Annotated in this window: 15 protein-coding genes and 1 pseudogene; 10 read left to right on the forward strand and 6 right to left on the reverse strand. The window is 52.3% G+C overall.

All coding sequences use genetic code 11. The features are described from left to right. Window positions 1-5: 5 nt before the first annotated feature. The 6 genes from SH678x_RS02645 to SH678x_RS02670 all read right to left on the reverse strand — a co-directional run bounded on the left by SH678x_RS02645 (window position 6) and on the right by SH678x_RS02670 (window position 9,832). On the reverse strand, window positions 6-2,171 hold the full coding sequence (locus tag SH678x_RS02645; RefSeq protein ID WP_496921337.1) for a hypothetical protein: 2,166 nt from the start codon (window positions 2,169-2,171) through the stop codon (window positions 6-8). Between the two features lie 6 nt (window positions 2,172-2,177). Further along, on the reverse strand, window positions 2,178-3,296 hold the full coding sequence (locus SH678x_RS02650) for a Gfo/Idh/MocA family protein (protein ID WP_496921338.1): 1,119 nt from the start codon (window positions 3,294-3,296) through the stop codon (window positions 2,178-2,180). Between the two features lie 59 nt (window positions 3,297-3,355). Beyond that, window positions 3,356-5,905, reverse strand: coding sequence for a hypothetical protein (locus SH678x_RS02655; RefSeq protein WP_496921339.1), 2,550 nt, complete (start codon window positions 5,903-5,905; stop codon window positions 3,356-3,358). A gap of 3 nt (window positions 5,906-5,908) precedes the next feature. After that, window positions 5,909-7,342: a hypothetical protein gene (locus SH678x_RS02660; protein ID WP_496921340.1), complete on the reverse strand. Its 1,434-nt coding sequence runs from the start codon at window positions 7,340-7,342 to the stop codon at window positions 5,909-5,911. A 40-nt stretch (window positions 7,343-7,382) separates the two neighbouring features. Beyond that, window positions 7,383-8,534: a DUF1559 family PulG-like putative transporter gene (locus SH678x_RS02665; RefSeq protein WP_496921341.1), complete on the reverse strand. Its 1,152-nt coding sequence runs from the start codon at window positions 8,532-8,534 to the stop codon at window positions 7,383-7,385. Window positions 8,535-8,680: 146 nt separating this feature from the next. Further along, window positions 8,681-9,832: a PEP-CTERM sorting domain-containing protein gene (locus tag SH678x_RS02670; RefSeq protein WP_496921342.1), complete on the reverse strand. Its 1,152-nt coding sequence runs from the start codon at window positions 9,830-9,832 to the stop codon at window positions 8,681-8,683. Window positions 9,833-10,264: 432 nt separating this feature from the next. Here SH678x_RS02670 and SH678x_RS02675 point away from each other — a divergent pair, with 432 nt between their 5' ends. From SH678x_RS02675 to SH678x_RS02720, 10 genes and pseudogenes are all read left to right on the forward strand, one after another. After that, window positions 10,265-10,795: a sigma-70 family RNA polymerase sigma factor gene (locus tag SH678x_RS02675; protein WP_496921343.1), complete on the forward strand. Its 531-nt coding sequence runs from the start codon at window positions 10,265-10,267 to the stop codon at window positions 10,793-10,795. Next, a complete protein-coding gene (locus tag SH678x_RS02680) occupies window positions 10,795-12,369 on the forward strand; it encodes a LamG-like jellyroll fold domain-containing protein (RefSeq protein ID WP_496921344.1) in 1,575 nt (524 codons plus the stop codon). Before SH678x_RS02675 ends, SH678x_RS02680 begins: the two co-directional genes overlap by 1 nt. Window positions 12,370-13,221: 852 nt before the next feature. Further along, window positions 13,222-13,599, forward strand: coding sequence for a Na-translocating system protein MpsC family protein (locus SH678x_RS02685; RefSeq protein ID WP_496921345.1), 378 nt, complete (start codon window positions 13,222-13,224; stop codon window positions 13,597-13,599). A 330-nt stretch (window positions 13,600-13,929) separates the two neighbouring features. Next, a complete protein-coding gene (locus SH678x_RS02690) occupies window positions 13,930-15,621 on the forward strand; it encodes a proton-conducting transporter transmembrane domain-containing protein (protein WP_496921346.1) in 1,692 nt (563 codons plus the stop codon). Between the two features lie 69 nt (window positions 15,622-15,690). After that, a complete protein-coding gene (locus SH678x_RS02695; protein WP_496921347.1) occupies window positions 15,691-18,264 on the forward strand; it encodes a YbcC family protein in 2,574 nt (857 codons plus the stop codon). Window positions 18,265-18,334: 70 nt separating this feature from the next. Continuing rightward, window positions 18,335-18,901 (forward strand): carbonic anhydrase, encoded by a 567-nt coding sequence (locus SH678x_RS02700; RefSeq protein WP_496921348.1) that lies wholly within the window; start codon window positions 18,335-18,337, stop codon window positions 18,899-18,901. A 176-nt stretch (window positions 18,902-19,077) separates the two neighbouring features. Further along, window positions 19,078-19,410 (forward strand): annotated as a pseudogene (locus tag SH678x_RS02705) (phosphoadenosine phosphosulfate reductase domain-containing protein); the annotation flags it as partial. 89 nt (window positions 19,411-19,499) lie between these two features. Further along, window positions 19,500-19,967, forward strand: coding sequence for a sulfate adenylyltransferase subunit CysD (gene cysD / locus SH678x_RS02710; protein WP_496923051.1), 468 nt, complete (start codon window positions 19,500-19,502; stop codon window positions 19,965-19,967). A 52-nt stretch (window positions 19,968-20,019) separates the two neighbouring features. Then, the gene (cysN, locus tag SH678x_RS02715) at window positions 20,020-21,966 is read left to right on the forward strand and encodes a sulfate adenylyltransferase subunit CysN (protein WP_496921349.1); all 1,947 of its coding nucleotides are present in this window, start codon (window positions 20,020-20,022) and stop codon (window positions 21,964-21,966) included. Between the two features lie 179 nt (window positions 21,967-22,145). Continuing rightward, on the forward strand, window positions 22,146-24,344 hold the full coding sequence (locus SH678x_RS02720) for a peptidase domain-containing ABC transporter (RefSeq protein ID WP_496919147.1): 2,199 nt from the start codon (window positions 22,146-22,148) through the stop codon (window positions 24,342-24,344). Window positions 24,345-24,370: the final 26 nt, after the last annotated feature.

Raw genomic sequence — 24,370 nt, forward strand, 5'->3', positions numbered from 1 at the left:
CTCAACTAGTTTGCGTAACGTACGATAACACCGTCGATCAGTTTTTGCCCTTTTTCACGAGTCATACTTCCTCCCGTTGGAGCGAGAACGAGAATTCTCGCGACATCTGAAGCAAGCGTGAACTCAGTTTTGCCTTTGACATTCTTTTGGACGACTTGGTCGCTTGTGGCGTCATACAAATCGACGGGCTCAGGACCGACGTCAATGGTCACTGATTTGGAAGTTGGGCAAGGATTATAGTAGAGATACGTCGGATAGGCTTTCGCGTGGAAGAAGTCCGTCTTGAGTAGATCAAGTTGAAGTATCGCCGGGATATTCGTCCGGCCGATGATACCCCCCAGAATCCCCACGTGCGAACTGCCGTACAATCCCAAATCGGTGGTCGACGAAGCAGGGCGGTAGAGCACAATGGGCACGGTGGCGTCGTTGAGCAAATTGACAAAGCTCACGACTGTGTCGCCCTGAGCAAACGGCCCGATGCTCGTTTGGTAGGTAATCGCCATCGCGTCGACTTCAAGTCGATCCTGACAGCTGGGATTACTCGCTCTTTTGATACTTTCTGCCTTCACATAGAGCTTATCTTTGAACGAGGCAGGAATCGCCATCACTTGAGCATGATCCTCGCCGCTCACAGCAAACGCCGTTGTATAAGGACCTTCAGGATGCTGTGAAAAAGAAAAGCGGAACTCGTTCCCCGAATTCCCCCGATCGACCCGCTCGGCGGCCACAACCAGCCATCGATCCTGCTCCTCGGGAAGTGCAAACTCCCAGATGTGCTCGAAAGGTGTTTCGTCGCCTGCGGATTCTTCAAACACTTGAAGATCGGCGGGCAACTCACGTCGGTAATGAGTTGATTCAAAATTCCCTTGAGCGATCTTGCCACCCGTTGTTTTATAGTCGGAGCGGGCCGTTGCGGAGCCGCGCTTCCATTTGCGAATCCCTTCGTAGGCGATCACCGCATGGGGATCATAGGCGTTTGTCCAATCAGCACTCGACTGATGCGCTGCGTCGTGGGAATCGGGGTAGAACAAACGAGATGCATTGGCCAGATTGAGCATCCACTTGCCGATATCGTGAGCATATCGTGTGTCGTAACGCGCCAGGGGCACAAGCGCGCCGGCCCATTGATACGAATTCATGGCGAATGCATAACCCTCGCCATCGGTTGTGCTGCCCACCAGGCCATGCACATCCTTCCCTTGCCAACGGTCAGAGATCACGCCCCAACCAGGACGGGCTTGCGGATAGGCTCGGGCTTCGAAACAGTCGTTCACCAATTTTGCGACGTCGTAATCAGAGCCTGTTTCGGCATTCATCCGCGCCGCAATCAAAGCTCCGTAGGGCAACAACACTTCATAGAGCGCGCTTTGCTCAGCAGGACGTTCTTCCAAGGCTCGAATACACAAGTCGGCCGTGGCCAAGAATTCTGGATCTTGGAATTTGATCCACGCCATGTATTCCAGCCAAGCAATTCCCGCGGCTGCTTCCGGTTCGATCCAACCTTTCTCCATCGGTTGCATCGTGCGGATGTTGAATCCCGTGTGGTCGAAGTTGGGCAGTGACGTGGGTTCGGTCTTGCCTCCCAATGCCTCGGAGACTTTCCGCCACCCTTTGGCGATGGAATGGGCTTGTTGGTCGCGTGCGGAATCGCCTGGATAGAGGTCGTTGATTTGGTAAGCAAGCACATTGGGCAAAAGATCATACCAAAACGATGAGCCTGAATCGTGACCCAAGCGATTGATGTAGACACCTTCATCTGTGTTGTAGAAGTTGTTACCCAACGCTACCCAATCTTGGCCGTGATGATTCTGCATATCGAGCCCGACGAGCGAACCGCTCACCACGGCTCCTAAAAAATTAATCGCCTCCGCATCGCGAGGTCCCCCCACATACGACGGAAACGAAACCATTTTGCGTTCGTCGGAAAGCCAATTCACGAGCGGCAGATGTTGGCCTTCGAGATCAAAGGAAAAGACGAGATCGATGTAGTCGCGAGTCACCTGCGACCAATCCCGCATCACAAAAGGCTGCGGCAGATTGGGCATCGACTGAGCGCGCGAAATCGCAGGTTGCGATGATGCTTCGATGCCCCAAGCAGGCGTCATACCCTGAGAGGCCAATATGCTGGCGAACAAAAGGACTATTCGGAGATTGACCGACAATTTTTTCATGGCAGATTACTTTTCCAGCTCATGGGCCATTCGGTCCGCATGCTCAGCAAGCACCACGCTTTCGAGGCCGTTTTGTTCTGTGAGCCGACGAACATGGCTGCGGTCGCGGATCCAAGCCACTTGGTCCTCAAACAATGCCCGCACGAGATCACCGTAACGATGAAGTTTGACTTGTTCCTCACCTCCGGTAAGTTCCACGAGTTGATAGATATCCAATTCCTTAAAGCGCCCCTTGCACTGCCGCTCGTGACCGCCATATGTCGAAGTTGCTCGAAGTCGCCCGGGGAATAGTTCGCTCAAACGTTTGGTCTGCTGTTCGTCTACTGCGGCGTTAATGCGAAATCGCGTGGGGATCCATTCGTGCAGCGTCACATCGCCGCGTTCAAACACTAACCGCAATTCCTGCCGATCGAGCCGACCCGGCTGATGAAACCCGTGATAGAAATTGACAAGTGCTCCGCTTGGATAACGCACCGTGGCTTGGACTTGATCTTCAACATTTGAACCAGCTCGCGTTTCCGCCTGCGCCGCGACAACTTCGCCTGATCCCAGCCACCCCGCGAACAAATCAAAGAAGTGGACGCCGTGTTCGATAAAGATGCCGCCGCTCTTCTTTCGATCCCAGAACCAGTGGTCCGCACCGAGACCTTCGTCGGTTGCATAGTTTTCGAAATAGCCGTGCAAGAATTCGCCAAGTAACCCTTCGTGAATCAGTGATTTCACGGCATCGAACAACGGGTTGTACCGTTGCATCAAGTTGGCAACGAGCAAGCGGTCATTCTGGCGAGCCGTGCCCACAAGCTCTTCAGCTTGGACAATGCACATGGCCAGCGGCTTTTCACAGATCACGTGCTTGCCAGCCTGCACAGCCTGTAAACTCTGCTCATAGTGTAGAAACGGAGGCGTGGCGATGTACACCAAGTCGATGTCGTCGCGGGTTAAGAGTGCGTCAACACCGTGAACGTCTTCTACTTCGAACCGTTTTGCCATGGTAAGCGCCGATTCGCTGCGCGGATCGACCATTGCCACCAGCCGCACGCCCGGAACCTGGACATATTGCTGAAGGGCAAACAGGCCAAAGCCTCCACAGCCGATCGCGCCAATACGTATTTCTGAGTCGTGCAACTTACAGGTCTCTTTCAACTTGGAACATGAGACAGTCTCACGCCCATGTGCAAACGCTTCTATCCTAAGTGAGTATCACTTACTCGGTAACCGTAGTGTGATCTCAGACAAATACATGACGCCATGGTAATAAAAGCGAGGAAAATCGTGCACGGTTCGGGAACAGCAGCTCGAAGTGCGGAGATGGTTCCACTATCTGGCCGATAATTGCGTTGCCAAGCGAGAAAGTCTCTGCCATCGAAGTTCGTGCCGTATCCCTGCTGCCAAATGGCGAAATCCGCGCCATCAACGAAACCATCGCCGTTGAAGTCACTTTCCATCATCAGGAATGCACTCATCGGCATAATCGACGCCGAGATGTCGTCGATAAACAGGCTGCCCAAAGCCCCTGCGGAAGTGCCCGACATAAAAGTGAGATCAAACGAATTGACCCCATCGGGGATGGGAATCGCCGCTTCAAAGACTTCGAAATCTTGGAAAGTGCCGGTGACTGTGAAGAGATGGCTCTCAATAGCATTCGTTAAATCGACACCCAGCACCTCATCCTCCGAGAGACGCAAACGCGCGACGAATTCGTCGTCGGTATCCGCTTTCCAAAACCAGCGCAGATTCAGCGTACGGTTAGTTCCCTCGGGGATCTCATTGGCAAACGAACGCCATTCTTCGGCGCTGGTAGTGCTTGTGTCCGTCACTTCCAAGGAATGCGTAGGACTCACGGCTTCGGCCGTCGACCATTTGGCGTTGGTGCTGCCGTGCCAAAAGCCGGGACGGTTAGGATTACCCGTCGAGGCGGTATCGACGTCCGCGTTTCGCACAAGATTACCCGGCAACTGGGCCGCGTTGTAGTCGACCACAACGCCATCCACCAGCATTTGTCGACCGTTAAAGGTCTGCTTGCCACCGGCTGGGATTTTAACGAGCATCACCGCATTGTCAGCGGGGACGTCAAAGTAAGTATTTCCGGATACGCCGCGACTGATGAAACGATTCGCAGCGGCATCGTACAGGTCATACAGCTGGTCATTGCCAAGTTCGATGGCTACCGACGCGGTCGTCGTATGCGGATTGTAATAGAGGTAAGTGTCGTTTGCCGGGCCCCGGTAAAAATCCGTGGCGAGCATATCGAGCTGCAATACCTTGTCAACGTTCGTCGGCTTGATGATCGATCCGAACACACCCGCCATGGCCGAACCATACAGAGCGAAATCGGTTTGAGGTCCCCAGCCATACGTCAGCGGATCGCCGGCGGCGTAAAGCTCTTCGCCGTCAAAGGGGCCATTCAGCCAGTGATGCCGCAGCCCCTCATAAGCAATCGCACTTTGTGGATCGCCGGTCCAGAATTCCGAGGATTGATTCGCGTTGGAATGGGCATTCGCATAAAACAGCCGAGCTGCATTGGCGGCATTGAGCATCCACTTGCCGATGTCACGACTGTAGCGATCTTCATATCTTGCGAGGGGAACCATCGGCATGGCTGTGGCAAAAGTATTCATCGAGAACGCATACCCGCGAGTGTCGCTCACATTGGGTACTGTGAAGCCCATCAATCCGCCCACGTCTTGGCCGCCCCATTGTTCGCCACTGATCATAATCTTGGTCGGCCGAGCATTACTGCGGTCAAAGACCCAATTCACCATCTTTTGAATGTCGTAGTTACTGCCGTGTTCCGCATTCATGCGCGCAGCCGTGTAGGCACCGAAGGGCGCCATAATCTCGTAGTCGGGATTAGTCGTTGATTGCTGGTAGTAACTCATAGCCCAATCAACGGCCGTGAGATACTGGGCTGCTAAAGTTGGATTGGTATCTTTATTCCGCCAATACGCGGCATGCTGCATCCAGGCCATGCCCATTCCCATATCTGGCTCACGCCAAGTGCCGTTGTATACGGGTTGGCGCGTCCGGAAATTATAGGCGGTGTAATTAAAGTTGGGGTTAGCGCCATTCGCTGTCATAACGCTGACGGCATCATAAAAACGCTGATCGATTTGATTCTGAATCGGGGCTAGGTACGCTTCATCCTGATAACGATCAGCAATGCTATAGAAAAGCATGTTCGGGTAAATGTCGTACCAAGCTGAACCGCCCGAGGCGGAGAATGGCGTGTTAAGGACGACGAACTGGCTATTGCGATTCACATAATATTCGCGGGTCATCGACACCCAGTTATGTGTCCCGGCGGTCTTGTCGATCCCGACGAGCGTGCCTCCCAGCACGGCCGCGAGTGAAGTCACCGCTTCATGCACGGGTTCGCCCGTCTCGCCGAAAGTACGCGGATCACCAACATAGGCTGCGAGACCAAACGATGTTTGCAACTGGGGTGATTGAGGCGAGTTGTCGATCTTCACGAGCGGCAGGAATTGACCCGTCGCGGTTGTATCGAAAGCGAGATTATCAAAATTCGTGGCAACCTCATGCCAGTCGCGCATTTGGTATGTGCTAGGCGCATCGGGAAGGGTGTTGATTGCACGGATCGTCAATTGCGATTGGCCATGCGCCGACGCTGCCAGCAGCAAGAGCGCTGATCCAAAAATTGCAGAAGCGATCTGCCGCACGTCAAATGCAATACAATTGTTGATGCGGTATCTAGGAAAAAATTTCTGACAAGACATGGTCTACCGCTTGCGCCTCTGCAAATTTATGCCGAGGAGGCCTATGACAAGTGCAAGAACTGCAGAACCGGGCTCGGGGACAGAAGTGACCGCGGCCAAGGCTCCATTGTTATAGCTGGACTGCCATGTTGCCAGATCGGTAGAACTGAATGGCACAGGCGAACTGCCGCGTTGCCAAGCCAGGAAATCACGACCGTCAACATCGCCATCGCCATCGTAATCCCCAGGCACGCCCGGGCTAACGCCTTGGAAGTTATCCAGAAAGATATCGCCGTTGGCGAGATCGTAATTCAAATCGGCGGTGGTGTTCCCGAGGAATGTCACAGAACCAAACTGACCCAATAGCAAGGACGGGTTGCCGTCGATGAGCGTCAGCTTGGAAGTGGGCGTGAACGCAAACGCATCGAGATCGAGCTCAAGTTGAGCGCCTTCGATTTCCACAATTCCCGAGGGTTCGTTGAGATTCTGAGCCATCGTGATTGGCACCACACCCGCGGCATCCGTCGTGAATGAGAAGATTGCCTGTGGCGAAGCGCCCAAAATATCGCGGGGAGGTGGCGTGGGATCGAGCACCAGCGGATCAGGGTCGGCACCGACGATGAAACTTCCCGTCGAACCGACGATTGAGACCTTGGCCATGCGTTGAGCAATGATTGAAGGTGTGGAGACACAGTTCTCACAGACATCCATAATCAACGAACCATTTAAAGTGACGTCGCCACCCAACAGACGAACCTCGCCTTTTGCACCATGTTCGGAGAAATACATGTCTTTCACAAGGAGCGTACCTTCGACATCGACGCGTCCTCGGCCGTCCAGGTTTGGCTCGGCACCGAAATCGTCATAAGGCTTTCCGTAGTTGCCGATCCGAATATCTTCGGTCCCACCAAAGCCCGGAGTTGGCGTTGTCACCCAAGTTCTCAATTCGACGATAGCTTCCGGACCGATCGAAAGCAGTCCGTGGGTCCGTTCACCGACGATTAAGCCATTGGCTCGAATGATCGAGTCGCCCGTCATGATCAGCTCGCCACCCTTGTTGTTGTCATCCATGATGATCGGTTCGCGTTCGCGGCCGATACCAAACAGGCCGGCCGCTCCCGAGCCGGTGATTTCAAGCGTGCCCGTTGTCATCGTAAGGCGACCGAAATGCGAAGGGCTGACTTGATGCTCTTTGGCCGCTGAGCCGACCCTCAGGCCGTTGATGCGGACATTGCCGCCGTCGAATGTTGCGGAGAGGCCATCGTCGATACCGTAGATATCCACGAGATTCGTACCGGGTGCGTTGGCCGGAGTCCAATTGCTGGCGACGTTGAAATCGGTGCTGGTACTGCCATCAAAATAAACAAAAACTGCCAAAGCTTTCTGATTGGCAATCAACAGAGCCAGCAGTAGGGCAACACTCGTAACAAATGTGTTTATCAAGGATGGGAACTTCATTTGAACTCCAGAAGAGCGTGTCTCTGTGGTAAGCGGCGAGCTAATTGGCGACGGAATCGTCGACAATTTCGCCTCGGTCACGTGTACTTAAAGAATTTAAGACCACGACATCAACGTCATAATTAATACTGCGAATTGAGGCGTCAGCAAAAATTCCATTGAATGCGCCAGGATGTGCAGAACCAAAATAGTAAACATCGCGATCCATGCCGAACAGATCGCCAGGAGCGTTCAAGGGCGTGAACGAATAGCCTGCGGAATCGCTGTCGTTATAAGGTTGAAAGCAGGTCGAACGAATTGCGTCGGGATCCCAACCGTCGATCCAACCTTTGTCGTCGGATTTGCTGCCGCCTCCGACGAGATCCGACCGCAGGTATTTCTCTCCCAGCACAAACGTATGACTCGTTCCGTCGCTGATTTGCGCGAAAGTTATTGGTCGCGGCGTGTTCCGGAAGACCTTATTAAAGTTGTCCCAGGAGCTACGAACGATCACGCCGTCGTACACCTGATCATCTTTAGCGGCAACGCCGGAAACTTCACCTAATTTGCCGCCCCAAAACGAAAGTTGATTCTTTTGATAGGCCTCTCGAGTCAAGGGTACGGATTCGGTGGGATTATATTTCACAACCGTGCCACAAGCTGGTCCACCAGCACAGTCATCAGTGCAGGGGTGTGCGGCGGCATAGTCCACCAGAAATACGCGTTGATCACCAAGATTGGCATTGATGACGCTCGCTTCTGAAGGTGACCGTCGCGAAGGACAGACATATAAACCAATCGATTGCGCCTGCAATTCTTCTTGGGTGATCATGCCTTGAATCGAGCCCTGCTCGAGGTAAGGAAGCAATTGATAACACCAATTGAGTCCCTGCTTGTCGGGGCCAAAGGGCCTGCCGCCCGAGACATAATCTTCGATGCGAGGATACGTGCCCGACCCACCCGTGGGAAAAACCCTGAGAGCTGAAGCATGGTTTTGCAGAGCCAGCCCCATTTGTTTGAGGCGATTTTTACAATCCGTCCGTCGTGCTGCTTCGCGTGCCGCTTGTATGGCCGGTAGCAACAACGCCACCAGAACGCCAATAATGGCGATCACGACCAGCAATTCGACCAATGTGAAACCCCAGCGTCTGCATTTCGCATTCGGAGACAGAGGACTTCTGTCTTCACCTCGCCGAGTCGTTGAGATATTCATCTCTGTGCCTTCCTCCTGGACCGTCATGCCCGCGACGAATGTCTTGCGAGATTTGTTGACTTCACTCGTTCCAGCCGATTCGAGAAAGAGCCACCGGCCAACCCGAAGATCGGGCTGGCCGGTCTGCCCATTTCTCTAACTTACATTCAAGCTGTCCGGCGCTTCATACCAGCCAGCACCAATCCCAAACCGAGCAGGCAAATTCCCGAAGGTTCAGGAATGAGCTGCACTAGGATATCGCCATTCACTTGATCGTAAACAACGCGATGGGCCAACGCGGTGCCAGTCACGGTGCTCGAAGCAAAGGCACCAAAGATTCGATTGCCGACGAGTGATTGATCCCCGTCGAACAACAGGATCGAATCGAAATTGGCCAAAGGCAGGCCGTTGAGGTTCACAACCAATTGGTTGTTGCCGATGTTAATCGCGTCGGTCATCGTAATAGCCGAGACACCCAAAACGGAATCCGCATTGAATTCGTAAAGGGTCGGAATCTCGCCAAGTTGGCTTTCTGATTCGAGATTGAAAGCGCTCAGCGTGGCATTGGCGCCGTTCATCTGAATCTTGGCCGAGCCGTTGGCCTGGAAGCCACTCGGTCTTGGCACCAAATTGCCGGTCAACACAACGGAACCGCTGTCGGAAACCCGAATTTCGCCCTTCGAGTCGTTGTCGCCGAGAAAGATGACGTGTGCATTGAATGTGCCGTTGCTATGAACATTCAAAAGACCATTTCCTTCGAGACCGGCGTCAATGCTCGGGCCGTAATTTCCAAAGCGCCAGTAGTTGTCCCGGCCCGGCGTGTTGTAGACCTTGCCGTTGAGACCAATGTCGAGGGTCCCATTGTCGCGGGCTCCGACGATTGGATCTGAACCGCTAATTTCTAGCTCGGCATTGGTCAACGTCACCAAACCATCGCCATCTGCGTCTCCGACAACAGGTCCACGGGCGCGGCCGATTTGAAAGTTATCGCCGCCAGCAGCGACGATGATCTTTCCGGCGGTCATGTTCAGAGTACCGTCGGTTCCAGTTTCACCGGTTACTGGCCAGTCAGCACCGACAATTAGGCTGCCGAGGGTTGTGGTAACTGGGGTTGCATAGCTAACGACAAAGTTGTCGTTGATGATGGCACGGTCACTGGGTCCGGGTAAGCCATCGGTATTGGTGACGAATTCATTCCAGTTCGCTGCAGTGAGGAATGTGTTGTCGGTATCCCCATCAAACTGATAGATCAAGGCAAAAGCATTGGACACCGAAAGTGCCAAGATTGCGGCAATAGCCGTACTAAAACATTTCTTCATTACACGTTCTCCCCCTAAGAGTTGCAGATCACAGAACAATTTTGCCGAGACGGCATGACGAGGCACCGGATAGAGTGCCGCCTAAAAGTCACTGACAATTGCCGCCGCCAGCGGCACCCTGGACAAGATGACATAGAAAAAGCAAGCAGCTACGAGTAATGCCCTCAACCCACCTCTGAGAGGAGACGCCTGCTCGTTCAGCAAGCAGATGCTTGCGGAGTACGGACGCGATTCTTGACGACCGTTACCTGCTGACCTTAGTGTATAGCAGTTGCGACAGGAATCTTACGGTTGGTGGCTAGATTTTTCTTTCTGAGGGTTTTTGGCGGAATGCCGCAGTCAGAAGATAATCCTTGCACTTAATACTTATCTTTGCGATTCGCCGTAAGATTCTCGCGTCGAATGTTCTTTTCTTATTGAGGATTCATTGACATGGCAGCTTTTGATCCAGGCGTCACTGGCGACTTCGTCGAGCTCATGACTCAGTATCAAGGGCGGCTGTACGGATATATTTTGTCTCTGGCGGGTGATCCCGACGCGGCTAACGACGTTTTGCAGGAAGCCAATATGGTGTTATGGAAGCAATGGGATCAATTCGAGTCAGGATCCAACTTTAAAGCATGGGCCTTTCGTATTGCTCATTTTCAGTTCATGGCTTACCGGCAAAAAAAGATTCGCGACAAGGTCCTCTTCAGTGACGATCTCCTGTCGATGCTAGCCTGTGAAGCCAAGGAAGTGGACGAACGCTACGAACAACGGGCCGCCGCACTGGAGAAATGCCTCGCACGAATGTCGCCCCGATCCCGGGAAGCAATCCAACTCCGCTATGCGGATGATGCAAGAGTCTCTGAAATGGCTGAAAAAATGCATCGAAATGAGAACGCGGTCTATCAGATCTTGTTCCGCGCTCGCAAATGGTTAATTGAATGCGTCCAAAGAGATGCTCAAACGGAAATCGCGTAATGGACGACCGCTCCCAAAATATTGAATTTGAACGACTGCTCGGACAACTTTCCGACGGCAGCCTCAGTGAGTTGGACCGTAAATACTTAAGCCAGCTGCTGGAATCGGATCGCGATTTACGCCGCCGCTATCTGGAATACTGTCAGATGCATGCCTTGCTAAGGTCGGAGCACGGTTTGCTCACCGCCTTGGCAACACCCGCCGATCAACCAGAGAAGGCGGCCCAGTCGCGACGAGTTCAAGTTCGCACGCTCCTCAGTTGGGCGCTGGCAGTTAGTTTGCTGTTCGTAGCCGTTGGTGTGGGGGCGGTGGCACTGAATCGTCAATCGCCGCCTGCGCGCGGTGCGGAAACCGCTGTGCTCAGTAAGGTTGTCGGCGCACAATTCGAATACGGCATTGCTGGCGAAACAGTACCGGTGGAAGGAGCCAAGCTTCGTCGCGGAGTTTACACGCTGCTCACCGGCTTGGTTGAAATTGAATACAGTTCGGGGGCCGTCCTCGTGCTACGCGCACCCGCGACTTTTGATCTCGTCGATGAAAGCTGCGTTCGCCTCGAAGACGGTCAAATCGCCGCACACATCCCCGAGACAGCCATTGGCTTCAAAATTGAATCACCGGGCGCGACGGTCATCGACATGGGGACGGATTTTGCCGTCCAAGCCGTCCGTGACAAGGAATCGGAAGTCCATGTTTTTCAAGGCGAGGTGCTGGTCGACTTACATGGTGACAAAGGTAAGACGGCCGAGATGTTGCGGCTTGTCACGGGCGAAGCCGCTCGCGTCGATTTTTTCACCGGCATGCCCTCTGGCATTGATTTGAACAACCAACAATTCTTGCGAAGCTTACGCGAGGACGCCTGTTCCTATTCGCAAGCCATTCTGGATCTGGAGCCCGCGGTCTACTATCGTATGGAACCGATGGGCGACGGAACGCGGCTGATTGATTCTTCGATCAATGGCGCGGATGCCAACATTCACCTAGGGCGTGGGAATATGCCCGTGTGGACTGCCGGCAAGGTAGGGGCGGCACTCACCCTTGGCGGGCCCGCGCAGCAGACGTTTGCATCGGCAAGGCAATATCCTCAAACCCAGGGTGACACGCTGAGCGTCGCTGCCTGGGTTTATGCCAAGTCACGACCTCGCTGGGCCAGTATTGCAAAGAACTGGGCTGGCGGTGACGAACATCATGGCCAATTTCACTTTGGGTTATACCAGGATAGTGGCGAGCTTGAGGCCCACATCATCGACGCGAATGGCAAAGAAGTCGTCATTCGCGACAAAGTTCCTTTGCCACTCAACACTTGGCATCACGTCGCGTTCGTTGCTGACGGCAATCAGTTGCGGCTCTATCGCAACGGCGTTGAAGTCGACTCGCAGCCATATCAGGGAATCCATGCAGACAAACGGATTAAAGCCCTCGGAATTGGTACGAAATTGAATCTGCTTGGTGATAAGCCCGAGGAACTCGATTTCAACATGTGGGACGGCCGGCTCGACGAACTGGCGATTTTCAATCACGCTCTCTCTGATGCGGATATCAAGCATCTCTATGATATGCCAGAATCAAACGAGTGATCTTGCTTGGAGAGAGGGGCCCGCATCTCTTTTCCGACCCGCCAAATGAAAGTAACCCCGAGTGGGTTCGAACCACTAACCATCGGCTTCGGAGGCGGCAAAGTTGTGGTAGTAGGCATCACGACAGATAGCGTCAATCGGGCTTGGCTTGCGTCACGAACGCTCAAAGAACGTCATTGAGTCTTGCTGACGTATGCTGAAAGAACGAAAAAGAATGTCGTCGCGTGACATCTTGCGACATGGCTTGCAGCCCACTCCGCAGTCCATCCTCAAAGTAGCAATCTATGATTACCACAACACTTTGACACGGTACATTCAATTTGATCTTTCGATGAAAACTTGAAATGCCAGTTTAATCTTGCCGCAGGGTGATATTCTTGCAGCAAGGAACATCACTAGTTTTTTATTCTGGTAATCTGGGACGATCTAAACCTCACGGCAATTGGAAAGAATCGGAAAGTGCCATCTGGAGTTAATGAACAGCTAGGTACTCAGCCGGCTTCAGAAGGCCGCCGTAGTTTGGCAAGCGGCATCTGAGCGACTGGCTGATACGACATTCGAACGAATTGAGAGCAAGGGTGATAACAATTTCATCGACTCATCCCGCTAAGGATGGCAAGTCTGTACTATTCGTGACTACGGATGGTCCTCCTTCTGCGGCAACAAACCTTTCATGGCTGAAAATAGTCTATGCTTTGACGCATGTTTTGGTGGCATAGCAACTTCCCAGCGGATACTAAAAGCAACGGCCCAAGGCCCTCACTACCACGCCACTGTCCACTGTCGGCTTGTGCGGATTATGTTAAGAAGGTAAACCGGTATCCGAGGTTTTGCGAAAAAAGCGAGGATCATATGGCCAAGAATAGGAAAGACACAGAAAGAGAAATCAGCCAAGCGATTATTCGTTTTGAGAAGGAGTTCATGGGGCGCGGGCCCTTGGAAACACGAACTTACATTATTGAGGATATGGTACTGATTCGGTTAAAAAACGTTTTGACCCCGGCGGAGATGAAACTCTCTGAGTCAGAAGATCGTGAGCGTTCGAGGTACTTGATTAAGCAGCTCCGACAGCAGCTAATTGAACAGGGACGACCGCTGCTCGACGCAGTTATCAAGGACATCCTTGGTACTAACGTCGTCAGCCTACACACAGATATCAGCTCTCGAACTGGGGAACGGGTGATTGTGTTTACTCTGGAGAAGGCCCCTGAGCTCACAGGCTCGCAGTAAAATTTTTGCCACATTCTTGTCCAGAGCTCTTGACGTCGGCTAATGCCAGAACTATTCTTCAACCGATGACTTAAATGGTCGTGCTGAACTCCTCAAATGGATGTCAGCCGGTCAGGTTTTCAAGGTTTAAGTTGCATGGGATTTAAAGCTCGTGCGAAAAGGCCGGAAGGTTGCAATTTGCAGCCTTTCGGCCTTTTTTTTTGACAATTAGATTCGATCACTCCAGGTACACCTTTGTACGATGCCGTGAGGCAGGTATGAAGTGCCCCCCTATTAGAGGCGGTTTCGATTCCTTGAGTGTATAAAGTGAGCTAAGCCGTGGCGGTCAGTATGGCCGCCTGGACAAGCCGGGTTGTGAGCATTCTGCGTGCTCACCCCGGCTTTTTTTATGTCAGCTATATCGAGCTAGATACAGGCCGATTGTCGTCAGCGTGGAGTCATATTGCTATGGAATCAATAGTTATTTCACTGTTACTGCCAATTTTGGGGCTTCTCACGACAGCCTGTCTTCCATCGCGGTTGGCAAATGCCAAGGTAACGACCTTCCGCAAATTGGTGACTCTGTTGGTCGCCTTCGAATTCTTCCTCGCGTTTGCGACTGCAATTGCCAGCTTGGTTTCCGGTAGAAGTTCAATTTCCATTTCGTTCTTCCAAGCCCCGCTTAATAACCTTGGCTTGAGTATCTATTACGACGGAACGACGGCTTTGATGCTCGCTCTGGTGAGTTTCGTCGGTCTTATCGTCAGCAGGTTCTCAGTGCGGTATCTCGATGGCGAGGCCACGCAAGGACGCTATTTTCGTTGGCTTAGTTTCACTGTCGGCTCCGTCTCGCTGATGGTGATTGCTGGAAACATGTTGCTGTTTTTCGCGGCGTGGGTGATGACCAGCTTGGGACTGCACCAGCTCCTGTTGCAATATCGACATCGAGAAGCAGCCCGCCGGGCCGCATGGACGAAGTTCGCTATCAGCCGCCTCGGTGACGTGTTCTTGATCAGCGCGCTTATATTGATTTTCAAAACCTTTGGAACTTTAGACCTTGATAATCTATTCAAAACCGTGAAGTCTTCCGTGGAGGCATTTCCTACCACTGCTAGCCACGTTGCGATTGGTTGGCTGTTAGTCCTCGGTGCAGTGACAAAGTCCGCACAGTTCCCATTCCACACCTGGCTCCCCGATACGATGGAGACGCCTACGCCCGTCTCGGCACTAATGCATGCGGGAATCGTGAACGCCGGTGGCTACCTGATTATTCGAATGAGCCCGTTAGTGGCCTTCGCGCCCTCGGCTCTGGCAACGCTAGCCGCCATCGGAGCGTTCACGGCGTGCTTCGGTGGACTTGTCATGTTAACCCAACCTAGCGTAAAGCGAGCTTTGGCATACTCAACCATCGCACAAATGGGATTTATGATGTTGCAGTGCGGTCTGGGAGCTTTTGTGGCGGCCATGCTGCACATCATCGCCCACTCACTTTACAAGGCCCATGCGTTTCTTAACAGTGGCAGTGTGGTTGATCAAGCGCAGGCGACTTCTAGAGAAAAATTACCGACCCCAAGTTTTGCCAAGGGTTTCGCTTGGTTTGTTGCAGCGGCTATTGCGACAGTGTCCGTTTTTCTGACAGTTTCAGAAATTAGCGGCTTGGAAGTTACATCGAAGCCGGGCGGATTTGTGTTGGCGTTTATCTTTTGTCTCGCACTTACAAGCTGCGGGTGGCAATTATTTGCTATCGGAGAAGTCAAGGCAGCATTTTTCGGTTTCGTCTCCATAACACTGCTTTGTCTGGCATACATCGGTAGCTATTTGGCTTTAGAACAATTCGTCGAGCAGCCGGCTACGACAGCAATCGTTCCCGGCGAGAGCTTGATTCTCTTTGCCATCGTGTGCTCGTTCGTTTTGTTGCTCGCATTACACATTGCGATCATCGCACGACTACGTCCCCAATGGCTGGACGCACTTCGCGTTCACGCTGTCAACGGCTTTTACATCGATGCCATATACCATCGAATCTTCGCGGTATCACATTAAGCAGGGGTTGTTGGCAACTATTGGATCAATTATCCGAACACTCATTAACACCAAAACGGAATTACTGACATGCCATCACTCGATTCCCATCCTCAGCCGCTTCTTAGTCCAAAATCGCAAAGCATTGCCCCAGAAGAGCGTCTTTCTCCTCAAAGAGAAGTAACATCCAAGATTTACCAGGCTTTGCGATCTGTTTGCGACAAAATTGCTCCTGTCTGGCCGCTTAAAGACTATGTCGCGGTTAATCCCTTGCTTGGTTTTACAACGCAAGAGTTTTTCTCAGCTCGCAACGTTCTTCAGGCTGTCTCTGACGTCGAGTTGCTAATGTCTGGCGACTATTATCGACAGCAATACAAGGAAGGTGCCTTTTCAAAGGCCGACATTGACACAGCGATTGACGAGTTGGTAGCCGATGGTGTGGCAGGTGCCGAGCGAATAAATGTGAACCAGGTCCTTAATTACTTGAACGAACCTACGCGGCAAGTTGCCGCAGCAGAAGTTGAGTTCGTTAAATCATTCAATCCTGATCGCGAACTCCGAGCCTTTTCGGAAATCCTCGATATTCAGACTGGATCCGACTGGACGCGGATCATTCGCGATGAAATCTCGAAGCACTGTGCGACCCACTACGATCAAGGTCAAGCGGTCTGGCTTAGCCGTTGGCAGTCGGAAACGCTCTACCAAGCATGGCGGTCGGTCGCTCGGTATGACCGAACTTTCGAGATTCTCGGTGTTGGCGGTTTTCGTAGCTTTGTGAAGCAACTCCCCGAACAACCGCAGACAGCACTGGTTATTTTGCTCAAACGTCTTAATGTACCGGAGAAGTTCTGGCCCGACTTTCTGCTTTGCGAGGCACTCACCATACCCGGCTGGATGGCTTGGACAAGGTACCAGCACCATCAAGCTTCGCAGCAAGGCGAGGAAAACGACGATCTCGCAGGTTTGCTGGCAATCCGGCTCGCTTACGAGGTTGCTCTGTCTGAACAATTCGACTTTCAAGTCCATTGGCCTTCTATTGCAAAATATCATGCCTCACTCCTTGATGATGTTCATCACCGGAATGACGAAAGCTTGATCCGCTATGCCCTGCTGAGAGCCAGCGAAGTTGCCTTTCGCAATCGGTTGGTCCTGGACGTTGCTACGGGTCGAAGGAAGGCTGGGCAGGCCCACACCTCTCGTAACCTTGCGCAGTTTGTTTTCTGCATCGATGTGCGCTCAGAGAGAATTCGTCGACAACTAGAAGCGGCTTCGACTGCCGTCGAAACATTCGGATTCGCCGGATTTTTTGGGCTGCCGATCGAGTTCGTTGAGCTTGGGGAAACGCAAGGTTCGTCGCAGGTGCCAGCTCTGATTTCTCCCAAGTTCAAAGTCTACGAAGAACTCGAAACGTTGGATGATGAATCGCCTAAGGTCATCCTCAAGCGACGTTCAACATGGCGTTGCATCCGAAAGGCGTGGAAGGCGTTTCAGACTTCGGCAGTTAGTGCCTTTGCCTATGTCGAGACGGCAGGATTGTTCTACGGGCCGAAATTGATCGCGCGGACTCTCAGGGGCGACCTAGATTGGCCGAGCCGCTTTGATGGGGTGCCAAAGACCAAACGTGACCGCGTCGCTCCATCGGTGTCCAGGCTTGAGCATCAAGGTGTGGGTGAATCGCAGCAAGTCGATCTCGCCGAGTCAATTCTCCGAGGCATTGGAATTGTTGATAACTTCGCGCGACTAATCGTCTTTTGCGGACACGGCAGTCAGGTTGAAAACAATCCACTCAAAGCAGGCCTCGACTGCGGCGCTTGTGGTGGTCATTCGGGAGAAGCCAATGCACGCCTTGCTGCCATGCTTTTCAATCAACAGCACGTTCGTCAAACACTCGTGGAGCGAGGCATTAGAATTCCAGAGGACACGCTGTTTGTTGCAGCGCTTCACAACACAACTACTGACAAATTAGATTTCTTCGATACTCACCAAATACCTACTTCCCACCAGGGGGACCTGGAGCGGATACAAAGATACGCTGACCTAGCGTCACAGCAAGCCAGATGCGAACGACTCGCGGTGCTTCCTGGAAAAAATTCCGAAGATTTGTTGCGGCGAAGTCAAGATTGGTCTGAGGTTCGCCCCGAGTGGGGGTTGGCCGGAAATGCGGCATTCATAGCTGCTCCCCGTGAATTGACCGAAGAGTTTTCGCTTGACGGACGCGTGTTCCTGCACAGCTATGACCACAACCTCGACCCACACTTGACGGTCCTCGAGCAAATCATGTCAGCTCCATTGGTCGTCGCCAACTGGATCAACATGCAGTACTACGCGTCGACTGTTGACCCAATTCATTTTGGTAGTGGGAACAAGACCGTACATAACGTTGTGGGGCAATTCGGCATCTTTTCGGGGAACGGTGGGGATCTGAAGACTGGGCTGCCATGGCAATCGGTCCACGATGGCGAGCGATACCAACATCATCCTTTGCGGCTACTTGCTGTTATCGCGGCACCACGTAAGGCAATTCAAGAAGTGATCCTCAAACATCAGAACGTTACGGAACTCTTAGTCAATGGCTGGATGCACTTGGTCGCTATCGAGGACGGTAATATTTACCGTTATTCCCAGCGGCAGGAGTGGCAGGAGATCGCGACTACGGACGCCTAGCGATCGGTTGCTTGTCGTGACAGTACGTAAATTCAACCACATTCTTCTGAATCCTTAAGGAGATCATCTTATGACTTCAACAATCTCAGAGATAACTTGCAATCCACATATTTCGGCTCTGGAAACAGCGTTGGCGGATGCAAAAAAAACGATTGAATTCCTTGTTATCGCCCACAACGACCCCGAGATGTTTTCAGCACTTTCGTCGGCTTTCGCGGGTGAATCAGCTGTGGTCTTAGAAATCTCGCAGAACGTCTGGGATTTCGAGGGAAACCAACTTCCTGAGGCCATCGAGTGGGCACTCGAGGTATTTGATATTCGGCACCTAGTTCTGGCAGGGCACACGTTAGCTGGTGGTCCAATGAGCCGCGGTTCGTTGACCGCATCAGCCACCAACAAGAGCGAACAAGACAGTTACGGAAAGCTAATCGCCGGTGCTCGATTTAACAATGTCAGGAATCGTCCTGCCAAAGACCGACTTGCCTTACAAGTTAAGCAATTATTGGAACTCCCCATAGTAAAGAATCGCTGTCGGAATGGTGAGTTAAGCGTATACGGTTTGCTTTACCGAGCTGAAAGTGGTTTGTTCATGGCCTACGACACGAATCAAGACACATTTAAGCCACTCGTAGCGTAAAATCCAACACCCAAAACTCAGACGCACTTCTACGCATAACCCGCAGTGGTGTTTGCGGCCACTTACTGGCAATCGTTTGCTGCACGGAGAAAAGTCGAATGACCAAAACCTTCGCCCCGGCCGAAACCTTACGAGGACAATCTTCCGAAATCGAAAGCAAGTCTGCACACCTAGAAATGCTGGAGGCTGAGAGCATTTACATCCTGCGTGAGGTCGCTGCTGAACTAGAGAACCCCGTGCTACTCTACTCGATCGGTAAAGATTCGTCGGTGATCCTGCACTTGGCGCTCAAGGCATTCTATCCGAGTATCCCCCCATTTCCGCTGCTCCACATCGACTCAACGTGGGAATTCCGCGAAATGATCGAGTTCCGCGAACAGTACGCGCGAGGTGAATTAGGGTTGGATGTAATTGCATACGTAAATGAGGAGGGCGTTCGAGCCGGCATCAATCCGTTTGACCACGGCAGCAGCGTATATACCGATGTCATGCGCACGCAGCCACTTAAGGAAGCGCTATCAAAGTATCGTTTCGATGCTGCCATTGGTGGAGGACGACGCGACGAGGAGCGCTCACGAGCGAAAGAGCGAAAGAGCGAATCTTCTCTTTCCGCGATCGCCAGCATAGATGGGACCCCCGCAACCAACGACCTGAGTTGTGGCATCTCTACAACACCTGGAAAAAGTCGGACGAATGCCTACGCGTATTCCCACTCTCAAATTGGACCGAACTGGACGTGTGGCAATACATTCTGCAGGAACACATTCCCATCGTCCCGCTCTATTTTGCAAAACCACGCCCTACTATCCGTCGCGATGGGGACCTGATCGTAGTAGACGACGACCGTATGAGGCTACAAGACGGCGAGGTGCCCGAAGTTATGACCGTTCGCTTCCGTACGCTCGGCTGCTATCCGGTCACGGGTGCGATTGAGTCGACGGCGACTACAGTCGAAGCGATTGTACACGAGATGTTGACGACACGTGTCTCTGAACGGCAAGGCCGAGCGATTGATCGGGACGAAATGGCGGCCATGGAGCGTAAGAAGCGGCAAGGGTACTTCTAAACAATCAACTGTGGAAACTGATTCCACATTCTCGGAACCTACGGAATATTTCATGTTAGCATCTGAAGCCGTAAATAGCGTCGACATTGCCGGCGAACTCTTGTTGGCCGAACATTCGAGGAAGGAACTCCTGCGTTTCATCACTTGCGGTAGCGTCGACGATGGCAAGAGTACGCTCATAGGTCGGCTGCTTCTCGAAACAGGGTCGGTTTACGACGACCAAATCGCTGCGTTACAGAGCGAAAGTCGAAGGCATGGTACACATGGCGAGGAAATGGATTGCGCCTTACTGCTCGACGGGCTTGAAGACGAACGACAGCAGGGCATTACGATCGATGTCGCGTACCGGTATTTCACCACGTCCAAGCGGAAGTTCATCATTGCCGACACGCCTGGCCACGAACAGTTTACACGCAACATGAGCACTGGTGCGTCGACTGCTAATCTGGCATTGATTCTCGTCGACGCCAGCAAAGGCCTGTTGTCACAGACCAAACGGCACTCCTTCATTGTTTCACTCCTTGGTATCAAACATGTGGTGCTGGCCGTAAATAAGATGGACTTGGTCAATTACGATCAATCAGTCTTCACACGCATCTGCGCTGATTTCAGAGAATTCGCCAGAAAATTGGAGATCCCAGACATCCGATTTGTACCGCTTTCCGCCTTACGCGGGGACAATGTTGCCATTCCGAGTTCCAATATGCTGTGGTACGAAAATGGCTCACTGCTGCAATTATTAGAAACGGTTTACATCGGCGCTGATGCAAATTGCCGCGAACTGCGATTTCCCGTCCAATTGGTCAATCGACCGAATTCCGACTTCCGTGGCTTCTCCGGAACAATCGCGTCGGGAACACTTCGTGTGAATGATGAAGTAGTGGTACTCCCCTCGAATAAGAAAACATTTGTCAAGCGAATTGTCACTCGAGATGGCGACCTGCTCGAGGCTAGCACGCCCCAATCGGTGACCGTTACGCTAGCTGATGAGATTGACGTCTCGCGAGGTGACATGCTTGCTCGGCCAGGTAACCGCCCACGCGTTAGCCGACAGGTAGATGCGATGATCGTGTGGATGTCGGAGCAGGCGATGGTGCCGCACAAGCAGTACTGGCTAAAACATACTACACGGCGCACTTCAGGTGAAATCAGTGCGGTTCGGTATGTTATTGATGTGAATACTCTGCATCGGACACCTGGCGTAGCCTTAAAGTTGAACGAAATCGGTCGTTGCGAGGTTTTACTTCGTGATCCCGTTATATTTGACCCCTATCGCCGGAATCGAGAGACAGGTTCCTTCATTTTGGTCGATCGCATCACTCATGAGACCGTCGCTGCTGGAATGTTTCTTGATACGGATCCCGACGCAGGTGGCGAGGAGCACTGGGATGAGCAACCAGCCAGCGCCCGGCTTGAGCGTGCTATTAGTCTTGTCTCCGATAAGGATCGAGAAAGTCGCTATCAGCAGCGGCCGTTTACGGTGTTGATCACTGGTTTGAGCGGTTCCGGAAAGACGTCAGTTGCTTTAGGGCTAGAAAAATACCTCTTCGATACCGGCAAGAAGTGTGTTCTGCTCGATGGACAGAACATGAGATTCGGTATCAGTCGCGATCTGGGTTTCTCGGCCGAAGAACGTTCCGAGAACCTACGACGTGCTGCAGAAATTGCCAAGCTCCTGAACGACTCTGGTATTGTCTGCATCGCTGCGTTCGTCGCGCCCCAGGACGATATTCGGCAACGCGTAAAACAACGGATCAGCCCTCAGCGTTTTATTCACATCCACCTCACCGCTTCTCTGGAAGTCTGTAAGCAGCGCGACAAGACAGGACGTTACTTGGCCGCTGAACGCGGAGAAATTGCTGATTTCCCTGGCGTGACCTCAACCTACGATGAGCCGCACGATCCCACCTTAACTATCTCAACAGACAATGTGTCACAAAATGAGGTTATTAGACAGGTAATCGCCAAGCTGCAAGATTGCCTCGACTCATCTTGCTAAGCTCAGCTGCAAAGTAAAGACACACTTTCCGGCACTGAATTGCAGCAATTTGCGTTCGAGAGGAGACTAGTTGATTTGTTGAGAAAATCCTGTATTCAATTGTGTTCTAGGAAACCCAAATTCGAGTGTTTTGCAGAATTGGTTATTCATTAATTTTTCGAATTATTGGGCGCACTCTTATGAATTCAGGTGCTATGGAAAGTCCTGGCGATATTCTAGGTCAGCAGTCGCAGTCGACCGAGGCAGTATTGGAGTTTCTGACTCTTGCTTCGGTCGAAATGGATCTTCAAATTGATCGCGCTGAACTCAGACGAGTGATCGGAGGTCTGAACTCTGATCAACAAGGCGAATCTTTTGATCTGGAAGATTACACGGCCAAGTTAATCGCTACAGGGCCGTCTCTAAAAATCCGCATCGACCATTTAAAAATATCTCCGGAGGAGGCAGGTCACCTTGTGCGTTACGGAGCGCCTGTAGGAGCCGTCTGGAGAAATGCTGATGGAGAATTGAGCTGGCTGTTGCTCGTCGATCACGGCGATGGCCACATCCAACTTGTGGATTCGAACGCCAACGGTGACTTTCGTCGATCAAGTGGTAAAGCCATTCGCTCTTTACTTGACAGCGCGACAGGGGCGGTCCAGTGGTTGTCGCTACAGTCTTGCTATCCGTGCAGTGCCCTGGCCTCGGAGGACCACCACGAACGGAAGCCGCTCGCGCGATATATGACTTTGCTCGCGCCCGAAAAAAGCGATATCGCAGTCATCCTTGTTTTTGCGTTGTTTGTCGGTGTTCTCGCGCTTTCCACACCGATTGCGATTGAAGCCTTGGTCAATACGGTTGCGTTTGGTCAATTCGTGCAGCCGGTGATTGTTTTAGCAGCGATCCTGTTTGTTTTTATGGCATTTTCAGCCTGCCTACGTGCGGTGCAGACTTATGTTGCCGAAATTATTCAAAGGCGGCTGTTTGTTCGCGTCACGGCTGATCTGGCGTACAGGATCCCCCGCGTGCAGGCCGATTTTTGGCAAACACATTATGGTCCCGAGCTTGTGAATCGTTACTTTGAAATGGTTACGGTTCAAAAGGTGACAACACAACTCCTGCTCGACGGGACATCACTGGTCCTTCAGACCGTAGTGGGCATGAGCGTCATTGCCTTCTACCACCCGGTATTTTTGGGATTCGACGCCTTCTTAATCCTGTTGATGGCGGTCATCGTTTTCTTCTTGGGCCGTAATGCCGTTGCGACCAGCATCGATGAATCGCGACAGAAGTACAAGACAGCAAGTTGGCTTGAGGAATTAGCGAGACATCCAACGCTCTTTCGCTCCCGGGGCGGGCTCGCCTTTGCACTCGACAGAGCTGATCGATTTGTCACCGAGTATTTGATTGCTCGGGCCAGCCATTTCCGAATTCTCATCCGTCAAATCGTATGCGCATTGTTCGTGCAGGCGCTCGCCAGCACCGTGCTATTGGGCCTGGGCGGTTGGCTGGTCATTAACGGACAACTGACTCTGGGACAACTTGTAGCCGCGGAATTGATTGTGACTCTGATCGTGGGTTCCTTTGCAAAAATAGGCAAGCATCTTGAAGGATTTTATGATGTCATGGCATCGATGGACAAATTGGGTCATTTGCTCGACATGCCCCTGGAGCGTATCGACGGCATTGAACTACCGAGAACGGAGTCTGGAATTTTGGTGCGCATTCACAACGGGCCTCATGCTTCAGACGCGACGAATCATTCCGCGGAATCCACAGCGATCACAATTAAGCCCGGGCAAAAGTGGGCAATCGTTGCCGAGTCTTTAGCAGGACGAGCAGAACTCCTGGAAGGATTGGCTGGCTATCAGACTTCCATTTATGGGCAAGTGGAAGTGGATGGCCACGATATTCGTCGCCTGCGGCTTGATAGTTTACGTGCTCAAGTCGTGCTGCTACGCGATGTCGAAGTCTTCGCTGGAACCATTGCTGAAAACTTGCATATCGGGCGCAGCGAAGTGAGCGAGTCGGACATGCGCAATTCGCTCCAATCGGTCGGTTTGCTTGATGACATGCTCAATTTGCCTGACGGTTTGGCTTCGACGGTCCAGACAAACGGCGCTCCTTTTTGCTCGGATCAGGTCGTGCAATTGATGATCGCTCGCGGTTTGGCGGGTCATCCACGCTTGTTGATTGTCGACGGCCTGCTCGACAAATTGACTGACCATACGCTGAGAAAAGTTATGCCAGGATTGCTTGCGCCAGGGTATGACGTGACTGTCATTATTGGAACGGGCCGGCAAGACGTCCTCGCTTACTTTGAACGACAACTGGAGCTTTCCCTGGACGGCACGTTGACGATCTCACCCTTAGGCTCTCCCACGGCTCAGGAATTATAAGCTTCATCATATATAGAAGGGCTTTG

This window comes from Bythopirellula superficialaquae (genome assembly GCF_059632245.1).